18 protein-coding genes are annotated in these 22,855 nt (G+C 43.1%); 14 read left to right on the top strand and 4 right to left on the bottom strand.

Translation table 11 applies throughout. The features are described 5' to 3' along the window. Positions 1-7 precede the first annotated feature (7 nt). From J2Z69_RS00290 to J2Z69_RS00310, 5 genes are all read left to right on the top strand, one after another. Positions 8-940 (top strand): peptidase U32 family protein, encoded by a 933-nt coding sequence (locus J2Z69_RS00290; protein ID WP_209858166.1) that lies wholly within the window; start codon positions 8-10, stop codon positions 938-940. Between the two features lie 25 nt (positions 941-965). Further along, positions 966-2,300 (top strand): peptidase U32 family protein, encoded by a 1,335-nt coding sequence (locus J2Z69_RS00295; RefSeq protein ID WP_209858168.1) that lies wholly within the window; start codon positions 966-968, stop codon positions 2,298-2,300. A gap of 224 nt (positions 2,301-2,524) precedes the next feature. Next, a complete protein-coding gene (locus J2Z69_RS00300) occupies positions 2,525-4,759 on the top strand; it encodes a methyl-accepting chemotaxis protein (protein WP_245338897.1) in 2,235 nt (744 codons plus the stop codon). A gap of 130 nt (positions 4,760-4,889) precedes the next feature. Beyond that, complete coding sequence (locus J2Z69_RS00305; protein WP_245338898.1) at positions 4,890-6,680, top strand: peptidoglycan D,D-transpeptidase FtsI family protein; 1,791 nt, start codon at positions 4,890-4,892, stop codon at positions 6,678-6,680. Positions 6,681-6,751: 71 nt separating this feature from the next. Then, a complete protein-coding gene (locus J2Z69_RS00310) occupies positions 6,752-8,146 on the top strand; it encodes a polysaccharide deacetylase family protein (protein WP_209858170.1) in 1,395 nt (464 codons plus the stop codon). A 105-nt stretch (positions 8,147-8,251) separates the two neighbouring features. On the opposite strand, the gene J2Z69_RS00315 is transcribed toward J2Z69_RS00310, so the two are convergent. The 3 genes from J2Z69_RS00315 to J2Z69_RS00325 form a co-directional block, all read right to left on the bottom strand. Next, positions 8,252-9,085, bottom strand: a complete 834-nt coding sequence (locus J2Z69_RS00315) for an alpha/beta hydrolase (protein ID WP_209858172.1) — start codon at positions 9,083-9,085, stop codon at positions 8,252-8,254. A 189-nt stretch (positions 9,086-9,274) separates the two neighbouring features. Further along, entirely contained in the window at positions 9,275-10,960 is a 1,686-nt protein-coding gene (gene ilvD, locus J2Z69_RS00320; protein ID WP_209858174.1) for a dihydroxy-acid dehydratase, read from the bottom strand. 204 nt (positions 10,961-11,164) lie between these two features. Next, a complete protein-coding gene (locus J2Z69_RS00325; RefSeq protein WP_209858176.1) occupies positions 11,165-11,425 on the bottom strand; it encodes a KGG domain-containing protein in 261 nt (86 codons plus the stop codon). A 215-nt stretch (positions 11,426-11,640) separates the two neighbouring features. Here J2Z69_RS00325 and J2Z69_RS00330 point away from each other — a divergent pair, with 215 nt between their 5' ends. The 3 genes from J2Z69_RS00330 (at position 11,641) to mgrA (ending at position 14,282) form a co-directional block, all read left to right on the top strand. Beyond that, the gene (locus J2Z69_RS00330; RefSeq protein WP_209858177.1) at positions 11,641-12,402 is read left to right on the top strand and encodes an HAD family hydrolase; all 762 of its coding nucleotides are present in this window, start codon (positions 11,641-11,643) and stop codon (positions 12,400-12,402) included. Then, positions 12,399-13,166 (top strand): NAD-dependent protein deacylase, encoded by a 768-nt coding sequence (locus tag J2Z69_RS00335; protein WP_425354970.1) that lies wholly within the window; start codon positions 12,399-12,401, stop codon positions 13,164-13,166. Before J2Z69_RS00330 ends, J2Z69_RS00335 begins: the two co-directional genes overlap by 4 nt. Positions 13,167-13,271: 105 nt before the next feature. After that, positions 13,272-14,282 carry an L-glyceraldehyde 3-phosphate reductase gene (gene mgrA, locus J2Z69_RS00340; RefSeq protein WP_209858178.1) on the top strand — a complete coding sequence of 337 codons (1,011 nt, stop codon included), beginning with the start codon at positions 13,272-13,274 and terminating at the stop codon, positions 14,280-14,282. Between the two features lie 113 nt (positions 14,283-14,395). Here mgrA and J2Z69_RS00345 read toward each other — a convergent pair whose 3' ends face one another. Next, positions 14,396-15,283: an AraC family ligand binding domain-containing protein gene (locus J2Z69_RS00345; RefSeq protein WP_209858179.1), complete on the bottom strand. Its 888-nt coding sequence runs from the start codon at positions 15,281-15,283 to the stop codon at positions 14,396-14,398. Between the two features lie 176 nt (positions 15,284-15,459). On the opposite strand from J2Z69_RS00345, the gene J2Z69_RS00350 reads away from it, so the two are divergent. The 6 genes from J2Z69_RS00350 (at position 15,460) to J2Z69_RS00375 (ending at position 22,813) form a co-directional block, all read left to right on the top strand. Then, a complete protein-coding gene (locus J2Z69_RS00350) occupies positions 15,460-16,638 on the top strand; it encodes a galactokinase (RefSeq protein ID WP_209858180.1) in 1,179 nt (392 codons plus the stop codon). 1 nt (position 16,639) lies between these two features. Next, positions 16,640-17,626 (top strand): UDP-glucose 4-epimerase GalE, encoded by a 987-nt coding sequence (gene galE, locus J2Z69_RS00355; RefSeq protein ID WP_209858181.1) that lies wholly within the window; start codon positions 16,640-16,642, stop codon positions 17,624-17,626. A gap of 38 nt (positions 17,627-17,664) precedes the next feature. Then, positions 17,665-19,257, top strand: coding sequence for a UDP-glucose--hexose-1-phosphate uridylyltransferase (locus J2Z69_RS00360; protein WP_209860382.1), 1,593 nt, complete (start codon positions 17,665-17,667; stop codon positions 19,255-19,257). A gap of 179 nt (positions 19,258-19,436) precedes the next feature. After that, positions 19,437-20,600, top strand: a complete 1,164-nt coding sequence (locus tag J2Z69_RS00365) for an iron-containing alcohol dehydrogenase (RefSeq protein WP_209858182.1) — start codon at positions 19,437-19,439, stop codon at positions 20,598-20,600. A 151-nt stretch (positions 20,601-20,751) separates the two neighbouring features. Beyond that, the gene (locus tag J2Z69_RS00370; protein WP_209858184.1) at positions 20,752-21,264 is read left to right on the top strand and encodes an NfeD family membrane protein; all 513 of its coding nucleotides are present in this window, start codon (positions 20,752-20,754) and stop codon (positions 21,262-21,264) included. A 25-nt stretch (positions 21,265-21,289) separates the two neighbouring features. Continuing rightward, positions 21,290-22,813, top strand: coding sequence for a flotillin lipid rafts scaffold protein FloT (locus tag J2Z69_RS00375; RefSeq protein WP_425354971.1), 1,524 nt, complete (start codon positions 21,290-21,292; stop codon positions 22,811-22,813). Positions 22,814-22,855 lie beyond the last annotated feature (42 nt).

Below are 22,855 nucleotides of genomic sequence, written 5' to 3' on the forward strand. Positions count from 1 at the left end.
GAATAACTTGGTTAAAAAACCAGAATTACTAGCCTCTGCCGCTTCTGTGCAGGAGGTTGTTGATTATATTAAGGCCGGCGCTACGGCTGTCTTAATTGGTGAGGAGAAGTTTGGTACTCGTCTTCCTGGGAATGTATCCCGGGAGGATGTAGCGGTAGCAGTTAAAGAGGCTCATGCTCTAGGTGCTAAAGTATATGTAAGTCTGAATAATCTAATGGATAATGATAAACTACATGATCTACCTGCTTATATCCAGTTCTTAGCTGAAGCGGGTGTAGATGGTGTTGATTTTGGTGATCCTGCCGTATTGCGAGCAGTTCGTCAGTATGCTCCTACTATGAAACTGCATTGGAACGCGGAGATGACCTCAACGAATTATGCTACGGCCAATTATTGGGGTGAGCGGGGGGCATCTAGAGTTGTACTAGCCCGAGAACTGAATATGGATGAAATTACGAACATGAAGCCAGGCCTCAAGATTGAATCCGAAGTGCAGGTTCATGGCATGACAAATATATATCATTCTAAGCGAAGCTTGGTACGCAGTTATATGACACAACAAGGTCGACCGGTAGAAGGTGAAGTTCTAGGCATCGATAGAGCTTTGTTCCTGATTGAAGCAGAACGCAAAGATGAGAAATTCCCGATCTATGAAGATAGTAACGGAACACATATTATGAGTTCAGATGATATTTGTATTTTGGAAGACCTGCATATGATTCTTGAAGCTGGGGTAGATAGTCTTAAAATTGAGACAATTCTGAAACCTACTGCTTATAACCAACTTGTCATCCGCATTTACCGAGAGGCTATAGAAGCCTATTACAATAATCCTGAACAATATGAATTCCAAGAGGAATGGATGGATCGTATCCGTGATGTTCAAGACCCGGAACGTGAACTTTCGTTTGGATTCTTTTATAAAGAGCAAGTCTATTAATTGAACACGAAGAGGTGAACTACTCATGCAAACTACGGTAAAACATACGCCTAAATATACAGGTAAACGTCATCGTCTGGATCGTCCAGAACTTCTAGCACCAGCTGGGAATCTAGAGAAACTGAAATTTGCCATCCATTATGGAGCAGATGCAGTATATATCGGAGGACAAAAATACGGTTTGCGTTCCAACGCCGACAATTTTAGCTTTGAAGAAATGCGCGAAGGTGTTGAATTCGCTAAGAAATACGGTGCAAAAGTGTTCGTAGCTACAAATATTTATGCACATAATGAGGATGTCGAAGGTATTGAAGAATACCTTAGAAATTTATATGAAGCTGGAATTTCAGCTATCATTGTGGCGGACCCGGTCATTGTCGACACGGCCAAACGTCTGGTGCCAGGGCTTGAAGTTCATTTAAGCACACAGCAGTCTACAGTGAACTGGCAAGCCGTTCAATTCTGGAAAGAAGAAGGGCTTCCCCGTGTAGTATTAGGTAGAGAGACTAGTATGGATGAGATTGCAGAAATAAAGAACAACGTGGATATAGAGATAGAAGCATTCATTCATGGGGCAATGTGTTCTTCTTATTCGGGTCGCTGTGTGCTATCCAATCACTTTACAGATCGGGACTCTAATCGCGGGGGCTGCTGCCAGTCATGCCGCTGGAAATATGACCTCTTCGAAGATGGCCGTCCTGAAGAAGTGTGGATTTCAGAAGAGGAAGCCAAAGATAGCCGTGTACTTCAGCAGTTTAACTTGGGTGTAACGCAGTTGCCTCTTTTTGAGAAAGAAGACAATGCATTTACAATGGGTTCCAAGGATTTATGTATGATCGGTCATATTCCAGACTTGATTGATGTAGGGGTAGATAGCTTCAAAATTGAAGGACGTATGAAGTCCATTCACTATGTAGCCACAGTAGTGAACGTCTATCGTCAAGCGATTGATGCTTACATGGCGGACCCAGAGAATTATGTACTGAAACCGGAATGGGTAGACGAGATGAATAAAGCTGCCAACCGTCCTTTAAATACAGGATTCTTCTATGATACGCCAGACCATGAAGATCATATCTACGAGCCAGAAGAGAAGGCTGCACCCTATGACTTTGCAGGACTTGTCATGGATTATGATGCTCAGACTGGCATGGCGACCGTTCAACAACGTAATCATTTCAAGCCAGGGCAAATCGTTGAATTCTTTGGTCCAGGAGATGCTTGCTTTGAGCAAGTTGTGGGCCAACTCTTTGATGAAGCGGGCAATGAACTTGATGCAGCTCGTCATCCTCTACAAAAAGTGAAATTTAAAGTAGATCGTCCAGTGAAATATTTTGATATGATGCGTAAGCATAAATAGGAAATAGGTCTATAGCCCCTTCATCTTAGATGAGGGGGTTTTTTATGTAGTAATTTATCGAAAAAGCTTGTATTTTATAATAAAATACTAGAATTACCCCTATCATTTGGTAGATGTTTTGATTTAAAATGGAGAAGAAAGGAATGTTATGGTAAGATCGAAATACTCTTGTAGGTCTGAGAACCTATTGGGAGGTCATATTATAGAATCGGCGGGTGATGTTGATGAAGTGGAATCCTATGAAGGACAAGCCGGGTAAAGGGAAAAGAAACAATGTACAACTTGAAAAAGATTCTAAGTTACAACAGCCTGAGTCAGAGCAAGCTGAAGACCCCAACGTTCCTGAAGTTCACACGAAACAGTCCAATAATCTAGAAAATATGAAGAACAAAGCAGTATCATTAGTAAAATACATAAAACTTAATCGAATGGATCCTACCAAATCGGTAGGCGTACGACTGTTTCTCATCTTTTTTGTAGCCACAATGATTTTTGTGCTCTCTTTAGGGATTTTATCTTACCAGATGGCTAAGAAAACTATTCAAGACAACGCACTAATAGCTAATCAACAGACGATTAATCAGACGACAGAAAAGCTGGACATTATTCTTAAAAGGTATGAAGAAGGACTGCAACAGGCGTATTTTGACAAAGATGTTCAGGGTTGGCTCACAGATTTAGCAGCAGCAAGTGCAGATGATTATGAGAAATTTACGGTCTCTACGAAGATCTCGACCAAATTGAACAACTGGGCATTCTCATCTGAAGGCGTTCAAGCTGTATATATTATCCCTCAGAATGACACGTTCGCACCAGTTACAACAGGTATTCAAGATAAGACTTTACTAAATGATTACAGCAAGATGTATACCAAGGATGCTTTGAAGGCTAGCAACAACAAGATGTGGGTTCAAGTAGTGAAGCCAGCTAATGCGATGTCAACTATAGAACCCGTATTCCGTCTTGTGAAATCGATGTCTAACGTGAACGGCAATCATAGCTATTATGTAATTGCAGATATCAAAGTTCAAATGATTGCAGATCAACTGAAGAAAATAAATTTAGGAGAAGGATCTCAGATTCAGTTAGTCGATAGCAAAGGAATTATTGTTTCTGCTACAAAGGAAGAAGATAACGGAAAGCCTACTCCGTATACCTATGCTAACGGGAATAAATCCTTGTCGAATAGTGCCTATACTAAGGATGCTAACAAAAAGTCTATTCTTGGCATCTATAGTACACTTTCCACTTCGGGATGGAGATTACTTGGTGTTGTCCCTGTAGATATTCTAGTCAAAGATGCCAAAGGTATTCTCATGACTACGTATATTTCTGCGGCTGTAGTTGCTCTGATTGCTGTACTAATCGGGTTATGGATGGTAAGAATGATTTCATTGCCATTGAGAAAATTGATGAACCTCATGCAAGAAGGTGCGAAAGGTAACCTGAATGTGCGGATAGATCACCATTCCAAAGATGAGATTGGACAGCTATCAGGCAGTTTCAATCTGATGATGGAACAGATTACCGAACTAGTGAAGAAGACCAATACTTCTGCGCAAGAAGTATTAGATACAGCTTCAGAGCTTGAAGATGCCTCGCACAAAACCGCTTTATCTGCTCGGGAGATTGCCGTTGCTACAGAAGAAATTGCTAACGGAGCAGGAAGTCTTGCTGGTGAAGCAGAACGGGGGAACGCACTGACTGAAGCCATTGGCTCACAGATGGAGCTTGTTATTGAGGCCAACGGAGAAATGCAGACGTCAGCCAAAGAAGTTGAAAGAGTCAGTCAGTTGGGAACAGAATATTTACATGCATTACTTCAAAAAACGCATATGACCGTTGAGATTACTCACTCCTTAAGTGATAAAGTTGAATCGCTTCGAGCCAGTACTACCTCTGTTCGTAAAGTATTGGAAGTGATGCAAAATATTACGAAGCAGACCAATATCCTTTCCCTCAATGCAACGATAGAAGCTGCAAGAGCGGGAGCTGCGGGGCGTGGATTCATGGTAGTTGCCGATGAAATTCGCCAGTTAGCCGAGCAATCTCGCCAATCTATTACAATGGTGGGTCAGATAACCGATCAGATTCAAACGGAAATGAATGAAACCGTGAAAGCTATTGCCGCGGCCAATCCATTATTTGAAGAGCAGATTAGTTCAGTTCAAGAGACTAGCCAAATTTTTGTATCTGTGCAGGATCAGATGGGTACATTCATTAATCATTTGGACTCAGTCACCGCGTCAATAGATAATTTAAATCAATCCCAGTCTGTATTGTCCGATGCGATGAGTAACGTCAGTGCTGTTGCCGAAGAATCATCCGCTACATCAGAGGAAGTAGCATCCTTAAGCAATGAGCAGCAGAATATCGGACAGCAACTTGTTGTTCTTTCTAACAAGCTCAGCAGTGTTTCGAATGAACTGAAGAGTGCTTTATCGGAGTTCACAGTATAGTCCTTACTAACAAGCTATGGTCTTCTCTAAATGGAGAGGAACATAGCTTGTTTTGTATACACTAATGAATTAGACCAAGAGTGAATTGTAGTCATAACGGAAAGACTAACCACAAAAGGAGGGAAACGAATTGGCAGCTCAAGGAGTGACGCGACTAGAACAGAGGAAACGCATATTGTGGGTGCTCATCTTGCTGACCTCATTGTTGCTTTTATTAGCTGTACGCTTGGGCTGGATACAATGGATGGCAGCTCGTAAAAACTGGACCGCTGCTGGATATAGTCTGAATGAAATGGCTGTGCGTCAACGGCAATTGGGAATTCAGCTTGATTCTGGTCGAGGGCACTTTACAGATCGACATGGTCATCTCCTTACAGGTCACATCAAGTGGTCTCCCGTTCTATTTCCTATACATACGGGTACATCTGCTAGACAAATGCAGAGGGCAGCTGCCTTGCTTCATACATCGGAGAAAGAACTTTCTCATACGTGGTCCACGATAAAACAGCCTTATATCTGGAAAAATATTCACACGCAAACGGCAGATATTCAGCCTTCGAAAGAATGGACTAATTTAGGCATTGCAGGTGTAGCATTGTTACCTTTTGCACAAAGATATCCCTCTACTTCTTCAGGTAGTCAGTGGCTTGGCTTCATTTCCGAGCGGCCTGATTATGTAGTTAGAGCAAAAGGTTCCCTTGGAACACAACATCTGCCTACAAATGTAAAAGTGGGAAGTGCCGGGCTCGAACGAAGTTTTGATTCATTGCTGCAATCGCAAGGGGTCACGGAAGCCATGGTTATGGTTGATGGAAGAAAACAACCTCTGCCAAAGACACCTAGTAGAATTTCAAGCCCCACAAATCATTATTATCCTCTTCGTCTTAGAACTACTATAGATCAAGGGATCCAGAGCAGATTAGAACAAATGACAGAAAATATGCACATGAAAGAAGGAGCAATTGTCGTACTGGATGCACATCAAGGGGATATAGTAGCCATGGTGTCCAGGCCTTTTTTCAACCCTCAGCATATTGAGTTAGACCAGGGGAATTGGAGTAACCGAGCGGTGAAAGCAGCGGTTCCGGGTTCTATATTTAAGAGCATTATTGCAGCAGCGGCTTTAGATACCAACAAAGCAAAACCAAGTGAAAATTTTGAGTGTCATGGAGATTATGGGAAATATAATTTATCATGCTCTGCAATACATGGACATGGACGAATTACATTAGAAGAAGGTTTTGCTAAGTCCTGTAATATTGTATTTGCTTCACTAGGGGAGCGTCTTACTTCTCAAGAGATAGAGCGGACCGCAGATCAATTAGGGATGGGTCGTAAAATAGGATGGCAAGAACAACACTTCCTCGGAGGAGGTAATTTGCAACAGATTGATCAAGAAGAGCGTGGAGTGATATTTGCAAAAGCAAACTCTAATACAGATGGGGGCACTCGTGCACAAGCGGCGATTGGACAAAGAGATGTGCTGGTGACCCCTTTGCAGGCAGCCAACTTAGTAGTCACTCTTTTGCATGGAGGAAAGGTCATGTCTCCACGTTTGGTTAGTGAAATTCGATATGCCGATGGAAGCTTAATGGCAAGCCTCGAACCGCACACATCGATCTCTACACAAGGTAAAGTAAGCGGTCGAACCTCGAAAAAACTTTTGAGATGGATGAGAGAAGTCGTCACAGAAGGAACAGGTAAATCGTTACAGAATGCAAAATGGAACTTAGCTGGAAAATCGGGAACAGCGCAAGTGGAACGCTCAGGACATAAGTTAAATGATCAGTGGTTCATAGGCTACGGTCCTACCGAGCAACCTAAATATGCAGTAGCCGTATTAGTTCAAAGCAGAACACCAGGTTCTGAACATCAAGCTACCGCTGTATTTAAAGAAGCTATGAATCAATTAGCTAGATAAAAAACTGTCTATAATTCATTCACCTATGATAAAATAATTAGATACGAGATACAAAAAAGTGGGGAGAGCACATGGAGACTTTACTACTGTGGTTATTCTACATTTCAACGCTTTACGCCTTTATTCCAGGGATGATCAGCCGGATGTTTGGTTTTCGGGTATTTAGGAAAGGGCGGACACAACGACAGATTGCTTTAACTTTTGATGATGGGCCGGATCCGTTATACACACCTCAACTACTTGATCTACTCAAGCAGTTCGATGCCAAGGCTACTTTCTTTGTAGTGGGTTCGAATGCAGAGCGATACCCCGAAATAATCAAGCGAATCCATGAAGAGGGTCATCAGATTGGAATTCATAATTATGTCCACAAGACCAATTGGCTGATGCGTCCAGCTATGGTAAAAAAACAAATAGCCCAGACCGATCATATTATACACCAGATAACTGGAGAACGAACTTACTTCTATAGACCGCCTTGGGGCATTGTTAATTTGTTTGATTTCTCTAAGAAAAATGATACTCAAATCGTATTATGGTCTTCTATGTTCGGAGATTGGCGTTACCGAGTAGGGACAGAACGTTTGACTCGGCGCATGCTGAAAAAGCTGTCACCTGGTGAAATCTTTCTCCTTCACGATTGTGGGGCTACGCTAGGTGCTAACCGTGACGCACCTTCTCATATGCTTGAAGCGCTAGAGCATGTACTACATGAAGCATCGAAGAGAGGACTGCGCAGCATTAGAATTGACGAAATGATTGAATTATCGAATCCCGGTAATCTCGCAAGGCTAGATGAAGCTTGGAAAAGTCGGCATAAGGTGCCTATTTTACCGTGGTACAAAAAAGTGCTGGTCTTCCTTTGGCTGGTATGGGAAAAGATATTTCATTTGGTGTTCCATTTGGAGACTACGAATGAAGAAGATCCCATCTTCCATTTCAGAAGTCGTTCCTACCAAGGGGAAGCCGTGGTAATGCAGGGGGGAGCCCGCCTTGAAAAAGGAGATAGAGTGCTGGAACTTCATTTTGATAACAAGAAGTTATTTGAGATTGGTTCACGTTCCAAATCAACCGTTCAATTAGCTATTCAAATGATTCGTGGAGTAGAGAAGACACTCCCGGAACTTGCTGCATACATCCGAAATCATCCAGAACTCGGTAAAATTAAGGCACTGTATGGCGTGAGTATGCTGAACAGAGGTCCTGAACAGTTTGGCTTTACCGTAGCAGACTTACCCAAAGGATTCTTTGCCTTATCGTCCCAGCTCTATTTGAAGCTTTTGATGAGAGTCATTCATCCTGGAGGGAACCAACATGTACGAAGACATGCGGAGCAGCTAGTTCCTAAGCTTATTGTGATGCCTACCGATTTGTTATTAAGTCGTTTTGCTGATAAAGGATCGCATCGTCCTATAGCTAATCATGTGAACGATCCCGAAGGGCTGGAAGCTACCATTCCATGTTGATCTAAATGAAAAATGATTTTAATTTTATCTAAAGTAGGAATTCAAATAGAGGTAATGAAAGTGAAAAGGATGGCTATGTATGTGCCATCCTTTTTGTGTTTTTATTTAAATAACGTCATTAAAATAAGTTAATAATGCTTTTTTTACATGAGGTCTCGGTTCAGAAACATCATGCCCTGCGTTACTTACATGGACAAGTGCAGGATCATATGCTTGGTACACTTGCAATTGTTCCTCATTTAATAAAGATCCTTCCTCTGTACCTTTGAAGATTAATATTTTCCCCTGAACATATTCTAACCCCGCTGAAACATTACATGCTGTTGAATCGCGATATATCCGCATGGGTAGATCTGCGGAATACCTATTGCGAATGATTCCGTCAACTTCAACGTAGTATTCATCTTTCTTATATTCAAATTCTTCCCGGCTAATATTATGAATTGTAGAGATTTCTGTGAACAACTGATTCCAAGATTTATAGGGCTTGTTAGACTGTTGAATTCTCTGAGCCCATTCTTCATTGAATTTTGGATATTGTGTAGGATAGTCTCCAATTACAAGCCCATGCACATGTGTTGAATGCATTAACGCATAGTGAAGTGTATAAGGAACACCCATAGAATACGCTATAAAATGAGCTTTTGATATACCCAAATGATGAAGTACAGCTTCGATATCAGAGCTCATATGTTGTAAGGTACATCCGGTATCCGGGAGTCCACTATCTCCACGTCCTCGGAGATCCACAGCTACAACTTGTCTTGGGTTCTTGCTCACCTCGGAGGACAACAATTCTCCCATCCATTTGAACATTCGTGCATTAGATAGGTTCCCATGTATACACACTATAGGTAATTTATCCGATGCAATAGTGGGTGTCCAGTGTAAAAAGTGGGTTGTGAAGCCCTCATCTCTACTAATAAATTCGCTCTGCATATTACGAACATCCTCCTCTCATTTTAAATAGCCTCAAGCGTTGTGAAAGGAAAAGGACATTACAAACTGTCGCAGTTTGTAATGTCCTCTGTATAATAAGAAAAATATTTATCTCCAACCTACATCATGGTTAGGATAGGTTTTTTGTTACAAGTTAAAAGCAATATAGGAAATAAAATAAGTGCTGGATTAGATCTTCAGAACGCCGCCAGAGCTAGCATTTGTAACCAATTTGGAATAACGAGCTAAGTAACCTGTCTTCACTTTAGGTTCAAAGCCCTTCCAATGAGAACGTCTAACGGATAATTCTTCTTCATCTACTAGCAACTCGATTTTACGATTGTTGAGATCTAGTTCAATGATGTCACCATCTTCAACGAAGGCAATCGGTCCACCTTCTGCAGCTTCTGGAGAAATATGACCAATGCTGATTCCGCGTGATGCGCCAGAGAAGCGTCCATCGGTAATCAAGCCGACTTTTGCACCAAGGCCCATACCTACAATCTGGGAAGTAGGGGCAAGCATCTCAGGCATACCTGGTCCACCTTTAGGTCCTTCATAACGGATCACGACAACATGGCCTTCTTTAACTTTGCCGTTCGCAATGCCTTCGAGCGCTTGTTCTTGGGAATCGAAGCAAATGGCTGGGCCTTTGTGATAGCCTCCTACGGAAGCATCCACAGCACCCACCTTGATTACAGATCCTTCAGGTGCTAAGTTACCATATAGTACAGCCAGTCCTCCACGTTCGGAGTGAGGATTGTCAATTGCATGAATGACTTCAAAGTCTTGAATTTCAACGCCTTCTACATTTTCGCGCAATGTTTTGCCGGACACCGTTATACAGTCTCCATGGATTGCACCTGGTTTCTTCAGCAATTCGTTGATTACGGCACTTACGCCGCCCGCACGATGCACATCTTCAATAAAATGGTTCGATGCTGGTGCTAACTTGGAAATATGCGGTACGCGATTAGCTACCTCATTAATGCGTTGCAATGGATATTCTAATCCAGCTTCATGCGCTAGCGCTAAAGTATGAAGTACAGTATTCGTAGATCCACCCATAGCCATATCTAGAGCAAATGCATTATCAATCGCTTCTATATTTACAATATCACGTGGTTTGAGATCTAGTTGAATTAGTTCCATTAATTGACGAGCGGATTGTCTAACAAAATCACGACGTTCTTCTGCAACCGCTAGAATCGTACCGTTACCTGGTAGTGCAAGACCCATAGCTTCAGCAAGACAGTTCATAGAGTTCGCGGTGAACATCCCTGAACAAGATCCACAGGTTGGACAACCAAATTGTTCGAGTTCAAGAAGATCAGCATCATTAATCTTACCCGCCTGATAAGCACCTACACCTTCGAATACAGACGTAAGTGATAATTTATTCCCTTTGCTATCCACGCCAGCCTTCATCGGACCACCGCTCACAAAGATTGTTGGGATGTTCACACGAAGTGCGCCCATCATCATGCCGGGTGTAATTTTATCACAGTTCGGGATACAGACCATGCCATCGAACCAGTGAGCGGATACTACAGTCTCTAAGGAATCTGCAATAATCTCACGGGAAGGAAGCGAGTAACGCATACCAATATGACCCATGGCGATTCCGTCATCAACTCCAATAGTATTGAATTCGAAAGGTACCCCGCCCGCTTCACGAATCGCTTCTTTTACAATCTTACCGAACTCTTGTAAATGCACGTGGCCCGGTACAATATCAATATAAGAGTTACATACTGCAATAAAAGGTTTGTGGAAATCTTCTTCCTTCACGCCTGCAGCACGGAGCAAACTCCGGTGAGGTGCTCGGTCAAAGCCTTTTTTGATCATATCTGAACGCATTTTTTTTGGTTTCATGATGTCGCTTCCCCCTGTATATGATAATAGTTTAAGAATGTAATCCGCTAAAGCTTTATCAAAGTCTATCACAACCGGGAATTTTTTTCTAGCATAGACACCTACTCACTTTATCCGTGAAAATTTAAAGAAAAAAGCCAGTCTCCTGTCCCTAAATGGAGAGAAGACTGACCTTAATCTTAACTATATGGGGATGAACCCAAATTAACTGTTTTTACTGCGGGCTTCGCCGCCTTTTTTTCCAATTTCACGGTAGAAGTTTTTGTCATGGGAATCTGAAGTCGCTTCGCCACCCTTTTGACCGATTTCTTGATAGAACTCACGGTCATGATTCTTAGAGGTAGCTTGTCCGCCCTTCTGACCAATATTTTGATAGAATTGTTTACCGTGATTTTTGGCTGTTGCTTCGCCTCCAAGACGACCTGCTTCTTCCCGACTCAGCTTTGCTTTGGTGTTACGTGCCATCAAAAATCACTCCTTATTAAGTATTGGATTTAGGTTGTTACATTGCTTAGTTGTATATACCACCGGGCTGGAAGCTGAAACATAAAACAGCCATATAAATGGAAAAGTAAGGTGGGTTATTACCGAAATAGACTAAGCAGGACAAGAATTTTTTGGCTAACACAGTAAATTCCTGTAAACTAAATAAAGAAGAATTGATCGATGAGGGGTGGGTTATGACTACGCTTCATGTGCATGGAAAGGCCTATGCATGTTCTTGTATTTTGTTCGACAAGGATGGAACTTTACTTGATTTCATGCGACTTTGGGGACATTGGGCTGAGCAGGTAACACATCAGATGTATACCCGGGTTACCTCGCTAGGTGGTCAGCTTCCTCACAGAGGAAGAGATATACTCGGGCTGTATTATGATGAACTGAATCAGCTTATAGGCTATGATAAAAAGGGGCCGCTTGCTATGGCATCCGTTCAAGAGACGGAAGGTCTGCTAGCTTGGCAACTATATGCTGCTGGCATGCCTTGGAACGAGGCGATCAGCGAAATACGCGAAATTTGTGCATCAGCTAGCGCAGAGATAGAGTATAAGAAACAGGCTGATCCTATGCCAGATCTAATTCCTTTTCTAAATAATTGCCGCGCACATGGTATTCCTATGGGCGTCGTGAGCACCGATCTTACTAAACATGCAGTTCGACATCTAGATGGCTTAACGTATTATTTTAATACCATTGTAGGTAATGATCGAGTCAAGCAGGGCAAACCTGCGGCAGATTCTGTAATTCTCGCTTGTAATGAACTTGGGACACGACTATCAGATGCGGTTATTATAGGAGATAGCAATGCCGATATGCAGATGGGGAAAGCGGCTAACGTAGGCTTAACTATCGGCTACTGTCCAGATCGTAAAGATGAGGTCTTGCTAAAGGATGCCGAGATATGTATACGTAGTTACGCTGATTTGGAGGTGCGGGAATGAGGCAACTAGGGAATATGGAAGAACAACTGGACCAACTGAGTGAATGGATTCAGGACAGTAGTCGAATTGTATTCTTCGGAGGGGCTGGGATCTCAACGGAGAGCGGCATTCCGGATTTTAGATCGGCCGCAGGACTGTATCAGACCGAACATCAAACTCCTTATACGCCGGAACAGATCTTGAGCCGATCCTTTTTTGATAGGCATCCTGAGGTGTTCTATGACTTCTATAGGTCCAAGATGCTTCATCCAGAAGCCCAGCCTAATGCAGGGCATCAACTTCTTGCGGAGCTAGAGCGTGAAGGGAAATTACATGCGATTATCACTCAAAATATAGACGGACTACATCAAAAAGCGGGAAGCGAGCAGGTCCTTGAACTACATGGATCTATTCATAGGAATTATTGCATTTATTGTCGTAAATTTTTCTCACTTGCCGAGATAATGAACCAAGACGAGTTAGTCCCTAGATGTGATGTCTGCCATGGCATGGTGAAGCCTGATGTCGTCCTATATGAAGAAATGCTAGATCCATTAATCATGGAAGCTTCCATAGATGCGATTCGGCAAGCTGACCTGCTTTTAGTTGGGGGGACTTCTCTAACGGTGCAACCAGCGGCTCATTTTGTTTCTTATTTCGAAGGCAGACATAGCGTACTCGTGAATATAACCTCAACTTCTTATGATACCAAGGTGGATTTGTGTCTCCAAGCTCCTATAGGCAGCGTGTTCAGCGGTGTTCGTAAACGGCTTAATTTAATTTGAATGTCGATAAAATTAGGTTTCAAAAGGAAGCGGTTTCTTGCAATCACATTCAGGAAAGAGCTATTATACCTCTAGACACATGAAGAAGGGTGGAGAAAACAAAACATGGTATACAGTGCGCAAGAGAACCGTTATGAGACTATGAAGTACAACCGTGTTGGCCGTTCTGGTCTGAAACTCCCGGCAATCTCTTTGGGACTTTGGCACAATTTTGGCGGGGTAGATACATTTGAGAATGGACGGAATATGCTTTTAAGAGCATTTGACTTAGGCATCACACATTTCGATTTGGCGAATAATTATGGCCCGCCTCCAGGTTCAGCAGAAGAAATGTTCGGACAAGTGCTGAAAAAAGATCTGGCTCCTTACCGAGACGAACTTATAATTTCCTCCAAAGCAGGATATACGATGTGGCCAGGTCCCTATGGAGACTTTGGCTCACGTAAATATTTGATCGCAAGTCTCGACCAAAGCTTGAAGCGGATGGGCCTTGAATATGTTGATATCTTTTACTCCCATCGCCCAGATCCCAATACGCCTTTGGAAGAAACGATGCAGGCCCTCGATCACATGGTTCGTTCAGGTAAAGCTCTCTATGTTGGCTTGTCCAACTATTCTGCGGAACAAACGGAGAAAGCTGTGGATATCCTGAGACAATTAGGTACGCCTCTCTTGATACACCAACCTAAATATTCAATGTTCGAGCGTTGGATTGAGCATGGATTACAGGATGTTCTGGACCGAGAAGGCGTGGGGAGCATTGCCTTCTGTCCATTGGCACAAGGCCTTCTGACCAGTAAATATTTGAATGGTGTGCCAGAGAGCTCCCGCGCTGCGAGTTCCACAGGAGCACTACAGAAGGATCAAATTACGCCAGAAGCCCTTCGCAAAATCCGGGCGCTGAATCAAGTGGCTTCTTCCCGAGGTCAAAGTCTAGCTCAGTTTTCCTTATCTTGGGTGCTCCGTGGAGGTAGATTAAGTTCTGCTTTAATTGGGGCAAGTCGAGTTAGCCAAATTGAGGAGAATGTAGCTGCACTTAACAAGCTTGATTTCACTGAAGAAGAGCTGAGTCGTGTGGAGACTATATTAAAGACAGAAAATGATTCAGAACAATAAATAATCAACTCTAAATAATCAAATCTATGTGTAATAGGTTCTAAAAAAGTAAACCCGCTAACAGACACTGTAGCGGGTTTTTTGTGTGCAATAATATAGGGATATTCCTTGATCTAGTGTTCTGAATCTTGGATTAGAGCTGATCCATTGAGATCACCTGCGGTCATTTTGCGATAACTACTAGGTGGGCGGCCATGAAGGCGGCTGAATTGGCGTGAAAAGTATAAGGCATCAGGCATCCCAACAGACGCAGCAATTTGCTGAGTGGATAAATCAGGACGTTCTCGCAGCAAAAGACGGGCTTTATCCATACGCAGCCTTAATAGATAGGTTACTGGAGATACGCCAATTTGTTTTTTGAAAATGCGGGAGAGATAGGCCCGATTATATCCCATACTCTTGGACATTTCTTCGATAGATACAGGATACGCATATTGTGAAGTCATCGTCTGAATCATTTGTTTCACAATATATTGAAGGCCGGATTCACTTTCTAGAGGGATAGCGGTCTCCTTCAGCGTGTCCTCAGCTTCCGCTAGTAACATATAGAGATGCCCTAAAGACAGGAGGTGTGCATGACCTTGGCGCTGCTGAAAAGCGGCTAGTACGTTAATAAAATGTTGCGAGAATTTCTCCACATTACAGGCATGAATAACTGGATGATGTAAATCGAATCCAGCTTCAGCAACGATTGATGAAGCTCCTATTCCCGTAAAAGCAATCCAGCGGTAGCGCCAAGGATTCTCAGAATGAGAACCATAGCTAATCAGCTGCTCGGGGTGAATTAGAAATCCATCCCCTGCGGATAAGCTATAGCTTGTCCATTCGTTCGTGAAAGTACCTTGTCCTTCTTCAATAAGGTGCAACAAATAATAATCAACAACTTTGGGCCCAAGCAAGTGGTTCGGGCGAGTCTGACTCGCCCCGCAAAAAAGAACCTGTACAGGGCTATCAATCGAAGGTGCGGGATTCGCGGCGGCAACATACGTCTCAGGCTGCACAGAATTTCACTTCTTTCTATATTGACAATACGATATGAAATTAGCATAGCTTAAAAAGTCACATTAATCCATGTGAAAAACGCATAGTTGCATTATCAAAACTGAAGCGAACCTATATACTTTACTCATAGACAACATGATTGCTACCAACAATTTGAAGAAGCAGGTGGAAGGGCATGAACTTGAAGGAAATGAAACAACAGTTTGCTAATTATTATGGGGAACACCAAGAGCAAGTGTATAGCTTTCAAGCTCCGGGGAGAGTCAATCTCATTGGAGAACATATTGATTACAACGGAGGTTATGTACTTCCAGCAGCTTTAGAATTTGGCACGACTTTGTTGGTGCGTAGACGTAAGGATTCTTTGATTTCATTTAAATCTCACCATTACGAATATACTAGCGTTCTTCCACTAGAAGAAGTGGCTCAAGGTAAAATAGACCAGTGGATCGATTATCCTAGCGGTGTCATCCATGAATTAGAACAGTTGGGTGTGAAGCTTACCTGTGGATATGATCTGATGTATTTCGGAGAAATTCCGAACGGAGCTGGATTATCTTCTTCTGCATCTATTGAGGTAGTTACAGCATATGCACTCTCTCAAATGGAAAAAGCTACAATCGACAAGGTTGAAATTGCTAAATTATCTCAGCGTGCAGAGAACAAATATGTGGGTGTGAACAGCGGTATTATGGATCAATTTGCATCCGCTAATGGCGCAAAGGATCATGCAATTTTATTGATGTGCGGTACGCTCGAGTACAAGCTGGTCCCTTTTGAAGCAGGCGATTACAAACTGGTCATTGGAAATACGAACAAGCGTAGAGGACTCGTAGATTCCAAATATAATGAGCGCAGAAGTGAGTGTGATGAAGCTTTACGCCGAATCCATACGCTTATGCCAGAACTTAAACATTTAGCTGGACTTACTCCAGAGCAGTTCGAGCAAGTAAAAGGGACTTTACAGGACGATATATTGGAGAAACGAGCGCAGCATGTAGTACAAGAAAATGCACGTGTGCTGTCTTCCGTAGATGCTTTATCTCAAGGTGAGCTTCAGCGTTTTGGTCAGTATATGAATGCTTCCCATGATTCTTTGCGAGATTTATATGAAGTGAGCTGCAGGGAGCTTGATGTGATGGTAGAAGAGGCTAGGAGAATTGAAGGCACATTAGGTTCAAGGATGACCGGGGCCGGATTTGGTGGTTGTACCGTGTCTCTAGTCCATAAGGATTCTGTGGAACAATTTGTAGATCAGGTAGGAACCGCTTATCAAGAGCGTACTGAACTTCAAGGCGAGTTCTATGTATGCAGTGTAGGGCAAGGCGTATCTGAACTGAAGGAGGAGAATTAAAATGGCAGTATTAGTCACAGGTGGTGCGGGTTATATTGGTTCGCATGCGGTAGCCGAATTGCTTGCTCGTGGTGAAGAGGTCGTAATCGTAGATAATTTGCAATCAGGACACAAGGAAGCTTTGCTTGGAGGCAAGTTATACGTTGGGGACTTGAGAGATAAGGAATTTCTAGCGAATGTATTTTCTGAGAATACAATAGATGCCGTCATTCATTTTGCAGCCAACTCTCTTGTAGGTGAAAGTATGCAAAAGCCGGTTCGTTATTATGATAATAACGTCTATGGCACGCTGTGTCTGCTTGAAGCGATGGAACAGGCTGGCGTGAAAAAATTAGTATTCTCTTCGACCGCAGCAACTTACGGAGAGCCCGAGAAAGTGCCGATTGAGGAGACAGACCGCACTGAGCCTACGAATGTATATGGCGAGACAAAGTTAACGATGGAGCGAATGATGAAGTGGTTCGACCAGGTTCTCGGTATAAAATACGTGTCCTTACGTTATTTCAATGCAGCAGGTGCGCATGATAGTGGCAAAATTGGGGAAGATCATCGTCCAGAGAGCCATCTCATTCCACTAATTTTACAGACAGCTCTTGGTCAGCGTAAAGAGATCTCTGTATTCGGAGAAGATTATCCTACAGAAGATGGGACTTGCATCCGGGACTATATCCATGTCAGTGACTTGGCAGATGCACATGTGTTAGCGGTCGAATATTTGCGTAAGGGTGCGGATAGCAACATTTTCAACTTAGGAAATGGTCAAGGTTTCTCAGTAAAAGAAGTGATTGCTAAAGTAAAAGACATCACTGGAATCGATTTTCCTGTATCCGTACACCCAAGACGTGCAGGTGATCCAGCGGTGCTCATTGCATCTTCGCAGAAAGCTCGTGAAACTTTGAACTGGAATCCAAGTCGTAGTGGACTAGATCAGATCATCTCCAGTGCATGGACATGGCATCAAGAACATCCAGATGGATATGGGAACTAGTAGATTTTTGTGAAAGTGAGGATATTACCATGACAGCGATGAATGAAGGCGATACACAGGTACCATCCGAGCTGGCAAAGTATGCGATCGAACAACTCGTAGGCTATGCATTACATCAAGGTCTTTTAGGCACCTATGATGCGGATTATGGACGGAATCAGTTGCTAGAATTGTATGGAATGGATGAGAATTATCAAGGGGAAGAAACCATTAACATACCAACTACCCCAGCAGATGTTCTGCACACCCTTATTGACTATGGATATAAGATTGGATTAATCCCAGATAATAGTACAACCTACCGAGATCTGCTAGATGCGCGAATTATGGGTCTGCTTACCCCTCGCCCATCCGAAGTGATTGCAAAGTTTCAAAATTTGTCAGAGAGCGAAGGCATTGCAGCGGCTACAGATGACTTCTATCAATTATCGGTGGCATCTAATTATATCCGCATGGACCGCGTCGTAGAGAATCTCTATTGGACAAAGGAGACGATATATGGGGAGATGGAGATTACCATCAACCTATCCAAACCAGAGAAGAATCCCAAAGAGATTGCTATGGCAAAGCTTTTGCCACCACCGATTTATCCGAAGTGTCAGTTATGTAGAGAAAATGTAGGTTATGCGGGAAGGTTGAATCATCCAGGTAGACAAAATTTACGGGTAATTCCGCTGGAATTAAATGAGGAAGCTTGGTTCTTCCAATACTCTCCGTATGTCTACTACAATGAACACTCTATTGTATTCCATCATGATCATGTACCTATGAAGCTCACAAAAAGTACATTCAAACGATTGTTAGATTTTGTAGGCAAGTTCCCTCATTATTTCATCGGTTCGAATGCAGATCTGCCTATTGTTGGAGGCTCTATTCTTACGCATGATCATTTCCAGGCCGGAAGACATGTCTTTCCGCTGGAAAAAGCCAAGATCGATGCGAATTATGGACACACTTTACATCCGGGCGTTCAATTGAGCGTCGTAGACTGGCCAATGTCTGTGCTGCGATTAAATAGCCAAGATCCCGATGCATTGTTACATGCCGCTGATGAAGTCTATAGCACTTGGAAAGAGTATGAAGATGCCGATTCAGAGATCATTCCTTACACTCATTCAACGCTGGGGGAGGATGCAATTCCTCATCATACCGTGACGCCCATTGTACGCCGGGGAGCTGAAGGTAGTTACGAGATGGATTTAGTGCTTCGGAGTAATCTAACGAGCGCTGAACATCCTGATGGTATTTATCATCCACATCAGGATATGCATCATATTAAGAAAGAAAATATCGGACTTATAGAAGTGATGGGTCTAGCCATTCTTCCGGGTCGTCTTAAGGATGAGCTTGGAACCATTGCCTTGATCCTTGCGGGGAATGAGCAACTGTACAACGAGACAACCGAAGGGCTACATCCAGAATTGTCTCCGCATCTGCGGTGGATCAAGGAGCTTATTTTGGAACATGGCAATACATTCACATTCGAGGCAGCCGAAGAACTTCTTCGTCAAGAGGTAGGAAGAAAGTTCTCCGAAATACTAGCCCATGCGGGTGTATTCAAACGAACAGATGCCGGCCGTATAGCTCTCCACAAGTTCATCACACATCTAGGGTATTCAAAGTCGTCCTAATTGGGCGGCTTTTTTTGTACCTGTAAGCAAGTTGAGAATTATCTTGAATAAAAGAGAATGATTCAGGGCATGCCAAGAGCGGATTTGTTTTCCAGAGGGGAGAAGCGTTATAATGAAGTCCGAACTTGTATTTAGTTTTTGCGATTTACCAATTTAGCATTGATGGAGGGAAATACAATATGATTAATTTCTCATTTCATAATCCAACTCGTCTGATCTTTGGTAAGGGCCAATTAGAAGCCTTGAAGACAGAAGTCCCGAGATATGGTAATAACGTGCTTTTAGTATACGGTGGAGGAAGTATCAAACGCAGTGGTCTATACGAGCGTGTACTTGCGAACTTAAGTGAAATTGGTGCTGTAGTTACTGAGCTTGCAGGTGTAGAGCCTAACCCTCGCTTATCCACTGTACATAAAGGTGTAGATCTATGCAAAGCAAAAAACATCGATCTCATTTTGGCTGTGGGCGGCGGTAGTGTAATTGATTGTGCGAAGGCTATTGCCGTAGGTGCAAAATATGACGGAGATATGTGGGACTTTGCAGAGCGCAAAGCCGCAGCAACCGATGGACTCCCTCTCGCTACCGTGCTGACAATGTCAGCTACAGGTTCCGAAATGAATTCGGGTTCCGTAATTACTAATGATGACACTAAGGAAAAATTAGGTTGGGGAAGTCCGTTTGCCGCACCTGTTTTCTCCATTACAGATCCAGAGCATACGTACTCTTTGCCTAAAGATCAAACGGTGTATGGTGTTGTAGATATCATGTCCCATGTATTGGAGCACTATTTCCATAAGCCGGTGAATGCCCCACTTCAAGATGGATTCTGTGAGACGATTCTCAAGACCGTCATTGAGACGGCTCCCAAACTGATTGAAGATCCAGAAAATTATGAACTCCGTGAAACGGTTATGTACAGCAGTACGATGGCTTTAAATAGTATGATCAGTATGGGTATTGTAGGCGACTGGGGTACACATAACATTGAGCATGCGGTGTCTGCCGTATATGATATTCCTCATGGCGGAGGTCTAGCGATTCTCTTCCCGAACTGGATGAGTCATAATTTGAACGTGGATCCTGCACGCTTCAAACGTCTGGCTGTGAATGTATTCGGTGTAGATGCTAAAGGTAAAACGGATGAACAAGTGGGTCAAGAAGGAATTGCCGCGCTTCGTGCATTCTGGACTTCTATCGGAGCGCCAAGCCGCTTGCATGATTATGACATCAATGATAGTGATCTCGAGCTTATGGCCGATAAGGCTGTGAAATTTGGATCTTTCGGTAACTTTGCCAAAATGGACAAAGCTGATGTGCTGGAAATCTACAAAGCCTCTTTGTAGACCTGATTTAATATCAAGCATTGTGATCCTAAGCCTCGCCTTGTGCGGGGCTTTTTTGCTATTTAGTTATTTTACTATAAAGGGAATATATTGAAACAATGTAAAATCTAATACGTATGTAAGGTATAGATATTTAAAGGGGGGAGCAAACTTGGAAGCCCTATATTGGGGGTGTCTGATAGGAGGCGTAATGTTTGCCTTAGTAAGTGTGCTTGTTGGAGATGTCATCAGTGATGTTTTAGGAGGTTTACTTGATTTTTTATCGTTAGATATCCTCAAACCGATGATCTTAGCCGGATCAATTACAGGCTTTGGAGGCGCGGGCATTCTTTTTCACAAGTACTTTAACATGAGTTGGGGCGTTGAATTCATTCTATCTATGCTTATAGCTGTAGCTCTAGGTATCCTTGTCTATTATAGCTACGTTAAACCGATGGAGAATAGTGAGAATTCTTCAGGTTATTCCAATACGGATCTACCTGGCAAAATTGGTGAGGTAACGATTCCCCTGCCTGCTATAGGGTATGGTGAGGTTATGATTACGATGATCTCAGGCAATACGTTACATATTGCTTCCAGCTGTGATCAAACGGCAATTATGGTGGGTTCACGCGTAGTAGTTGTCGATGTGAAGGAAGGCGTAGTTCAGGTCGCAGCATTTTAAGTCTAATCTTGAGGAGATGTTGTATATGATTCCAGAATATTTGGTTATTCCTGCAATCGTCGTGGGTGTAATCTTGATCATGGGTTTGGCTTTTTGGGCAAGATTTAAGACAGTGGGTCCGGATGAAGCAATGATTGTAACGGGTACGTTCCTAGGGAACAAAAATATTTCAGACGATGAGGCGGGACGCAAAATTAAAATTGTCCGCGGCGGCGGAGCCTTTATCTGGCCTGTATTTCAGAAATCTGAATTTTTGTCTTTGTTATCTCATAAGCTGGATGTGACTACGCCTGAAGTCTACACGGAGCAGGGGGTACCAGTCTCTGCTGATGGGGTTGCTATCATTAAAGTTGGGGGTTCCATTGAAGATGTTGCTACGGCAGCAGAGCAGTTCATGGGCAAGCCTATAGAGTCCTTAAAAGGCGAAGCTCAAGAAGTGTTAGAAGGCCATCTGCGTTCTATTTTAGGCTCAATGACCGTCGAAGAAGTATACCGTAATCGTGATAAATTTGCTCAAGAAGTCCAAGGTGTCGCCGCTCGAGATTTGAAGAAAATGGGACTTCAGATTGTTTCGTTTACAATTAAAGACGTACGCGATAAGCATGGATATTTGGAAGCGCTTGGGAAACCTCGTATTGCTGCCGTGAAGCGAGATGCTGACATTGCGGAAGCGGAAGCGATTCGTGACTCTAGAATTCAAAAAGCGCGTGCTGAGGAAGAAGGACAGAAGGCCGAATTGCTAAGGGATACGAACATTGCCGAAGCGGGCAAAGAAAAGGAACTGAAAGTAGCATCTTTTAAGAAAGATCAAGATACCGCTAAGGCGGAAGCCGATCAAGCTTATCACATTCAAGAAGCGCGGGCCAAGCAGACCATGGTAGAAGAACAAATGAAGGTGGAGTTAGTAAGGAAAGATCGCGAAATTGATCTTCAAGAGAAGGAGATTCTGGTACGTCAGAAGCAATATGATGCAGAAGTGAAGAAGAAAGCTGATGCAGATCGTTATGCTGTAGAACAAGCGGCTGAAGCAGATAAGGCACGGAGAATGCGGGAAGCGGATGCTCTTCAATATTCCATCGAGACTCAGGCCAAAGCTTCAGCTGAGCAGAAGCGACTTGAAGGATTGGCTATCGCGGATGCAGAGCGGGCTAAAGGGACAGCAGATGCCGAAATTATACGTCTGCGAGGTCTGGCTGAAGCGGAAGCCAAAGAGAAGCTAGCCGAGGCTTTTCAAAAATATGGCGAAGCTGCGATCTTGGATATCGTGGTCAAAATGCTTCCAGAACTTGCAGGCAAAATCGCTGCACCTCTGAGTTCAATTGATAAATTGACAGTAGTGGATACCGGGAAAGGCGAAGGGGCCGCTCGAGTTAGTAACTATGTAACGGAACTTATGGCTACTGCGCCTGAAATGCTGCGAAGTGTATCTGGAATTGATCTGGAGGGGCTGGTTAAAGGGCTTACACAACGCTCTAATCCAACTTTGCCTGAACCCGAACCTGTGCGGGAAATCGCTTATAGTGAAGCCGTGGCTACCAAAGAAGTATAACTCCAAGTGTGAAAACAATAAATTGTGCACCATCTTTGCCAA

This window comes from Paenibacillus shirakamiensis (genome assembly GCF_017874255.1).
In the GTDB taxonomy this organism is placed as follows: domain Bacteria; phylum Bacillota; class Bacilli; order Paenibacillales; family Paenibacillaceae; genus Fontibacillus; species Fontibacillus shirakamiensis.

Excerpts from the sequence above, each read along its gene's own strand:
- J2Z69_RS00295 (WP_209858168.1), top strand. The coding sequence starts at position 966 with ATGCAAACTACGGTAAAACATACGCCTAAATATACAGGTAAACGTCAT.
- J2Z69_RS00300 (WP_245338897.1), top strand. The coding sequence starts at position 2,525 with ATGAAGTGGAATCCTATGAAGGACAAGCCGGGTAAAGGGAAAAGAAAC.
- J2Z69_RS00310 (WP_209858170.1), top strand. The coding sequence starts at position 6,752 with ATGGAGACTTTACTACTGTGGTTATTCTACATTTCAACGCTTTACGCC.
- J2Z69_RS00315 (WP_209858172.1), bottom strand. The coding sequence starts at position 9,085 with ATGCAGAGCGAATTTATTAGTAGAGATGAGGGCTTCACAACCCACTTT.
- ilvD (WP_209858174.1), bottom strand. The coding sequence starts at position 10,960 with ATGAAACCAAAAAAAATGCGTTCAGATATGATCAAAAAAGGCTTTGAC.
- J2Z69_RS00325 (WP_209858176.1), bottom strand. The coding sequence starts at position 11,425 with ATGGCACGTAACACCAAAGCAAAGCTGAGTCGGGAAGAAGCAGGTCGT.
- J2Z69_RS00330 (WP_209858177.1), top strand. The coding sequence starts at position 11,641 with ATGACTACGCTTCATGTGCATGGAAAGGCCTATGCATGTTCTTGTATT.
- J2Z69_RS00335 (WP_425354970.1), top strand. The coding sequence starts at position 12,399 with ATGAGGCAACTAGGGAATATGGAAGAACAACTGGACCAACTGAGTGAA.
- mgrA (WP_209858178.1), top strand. The coding sequence starts at position 13,272 with ATGGTATACAGTGCGCAAGAGAACCGTTATGAGACTATGAAGTACAAC.
- J2Z69_RS00350 (WP_209858180.1), top strand. The coding sequence starts at position 15,460 with ATGAACTTGAAGGAAATGAAACAACAGTTTGCTAATTATTATGGGGAA.
- galE (WP_209858181.1), top strand. The coding sequence starts at position 16,640 with ATGGCAGTATTAGTCACAGGTGGTGCGGGTTATATTGGTTCGCATGCG.
- J2Z69_RS00360 (WP_209860382.1), top strand. The coding sequence starts at position 17,665 with ATGAATGAAGGCGATACACAGGTACCATCCGAGCTGGCAAAGTATGCG.
- J2Z69_RS00365 (WP_209858182.1), top strand. The coding sequence starts at position 19,437 with ATGATTAATTTCTCATTTCATAATCCAACTCGTCTGATCTTTGGTAAG.
- J2Z69_RS00375 (WP_425354971.1), top strand. The coding sequence starts at position 21,290 with ATGATTCCAGAATATTTGGTTATTCCTGCAATCGTCGTGGGTGTAATC.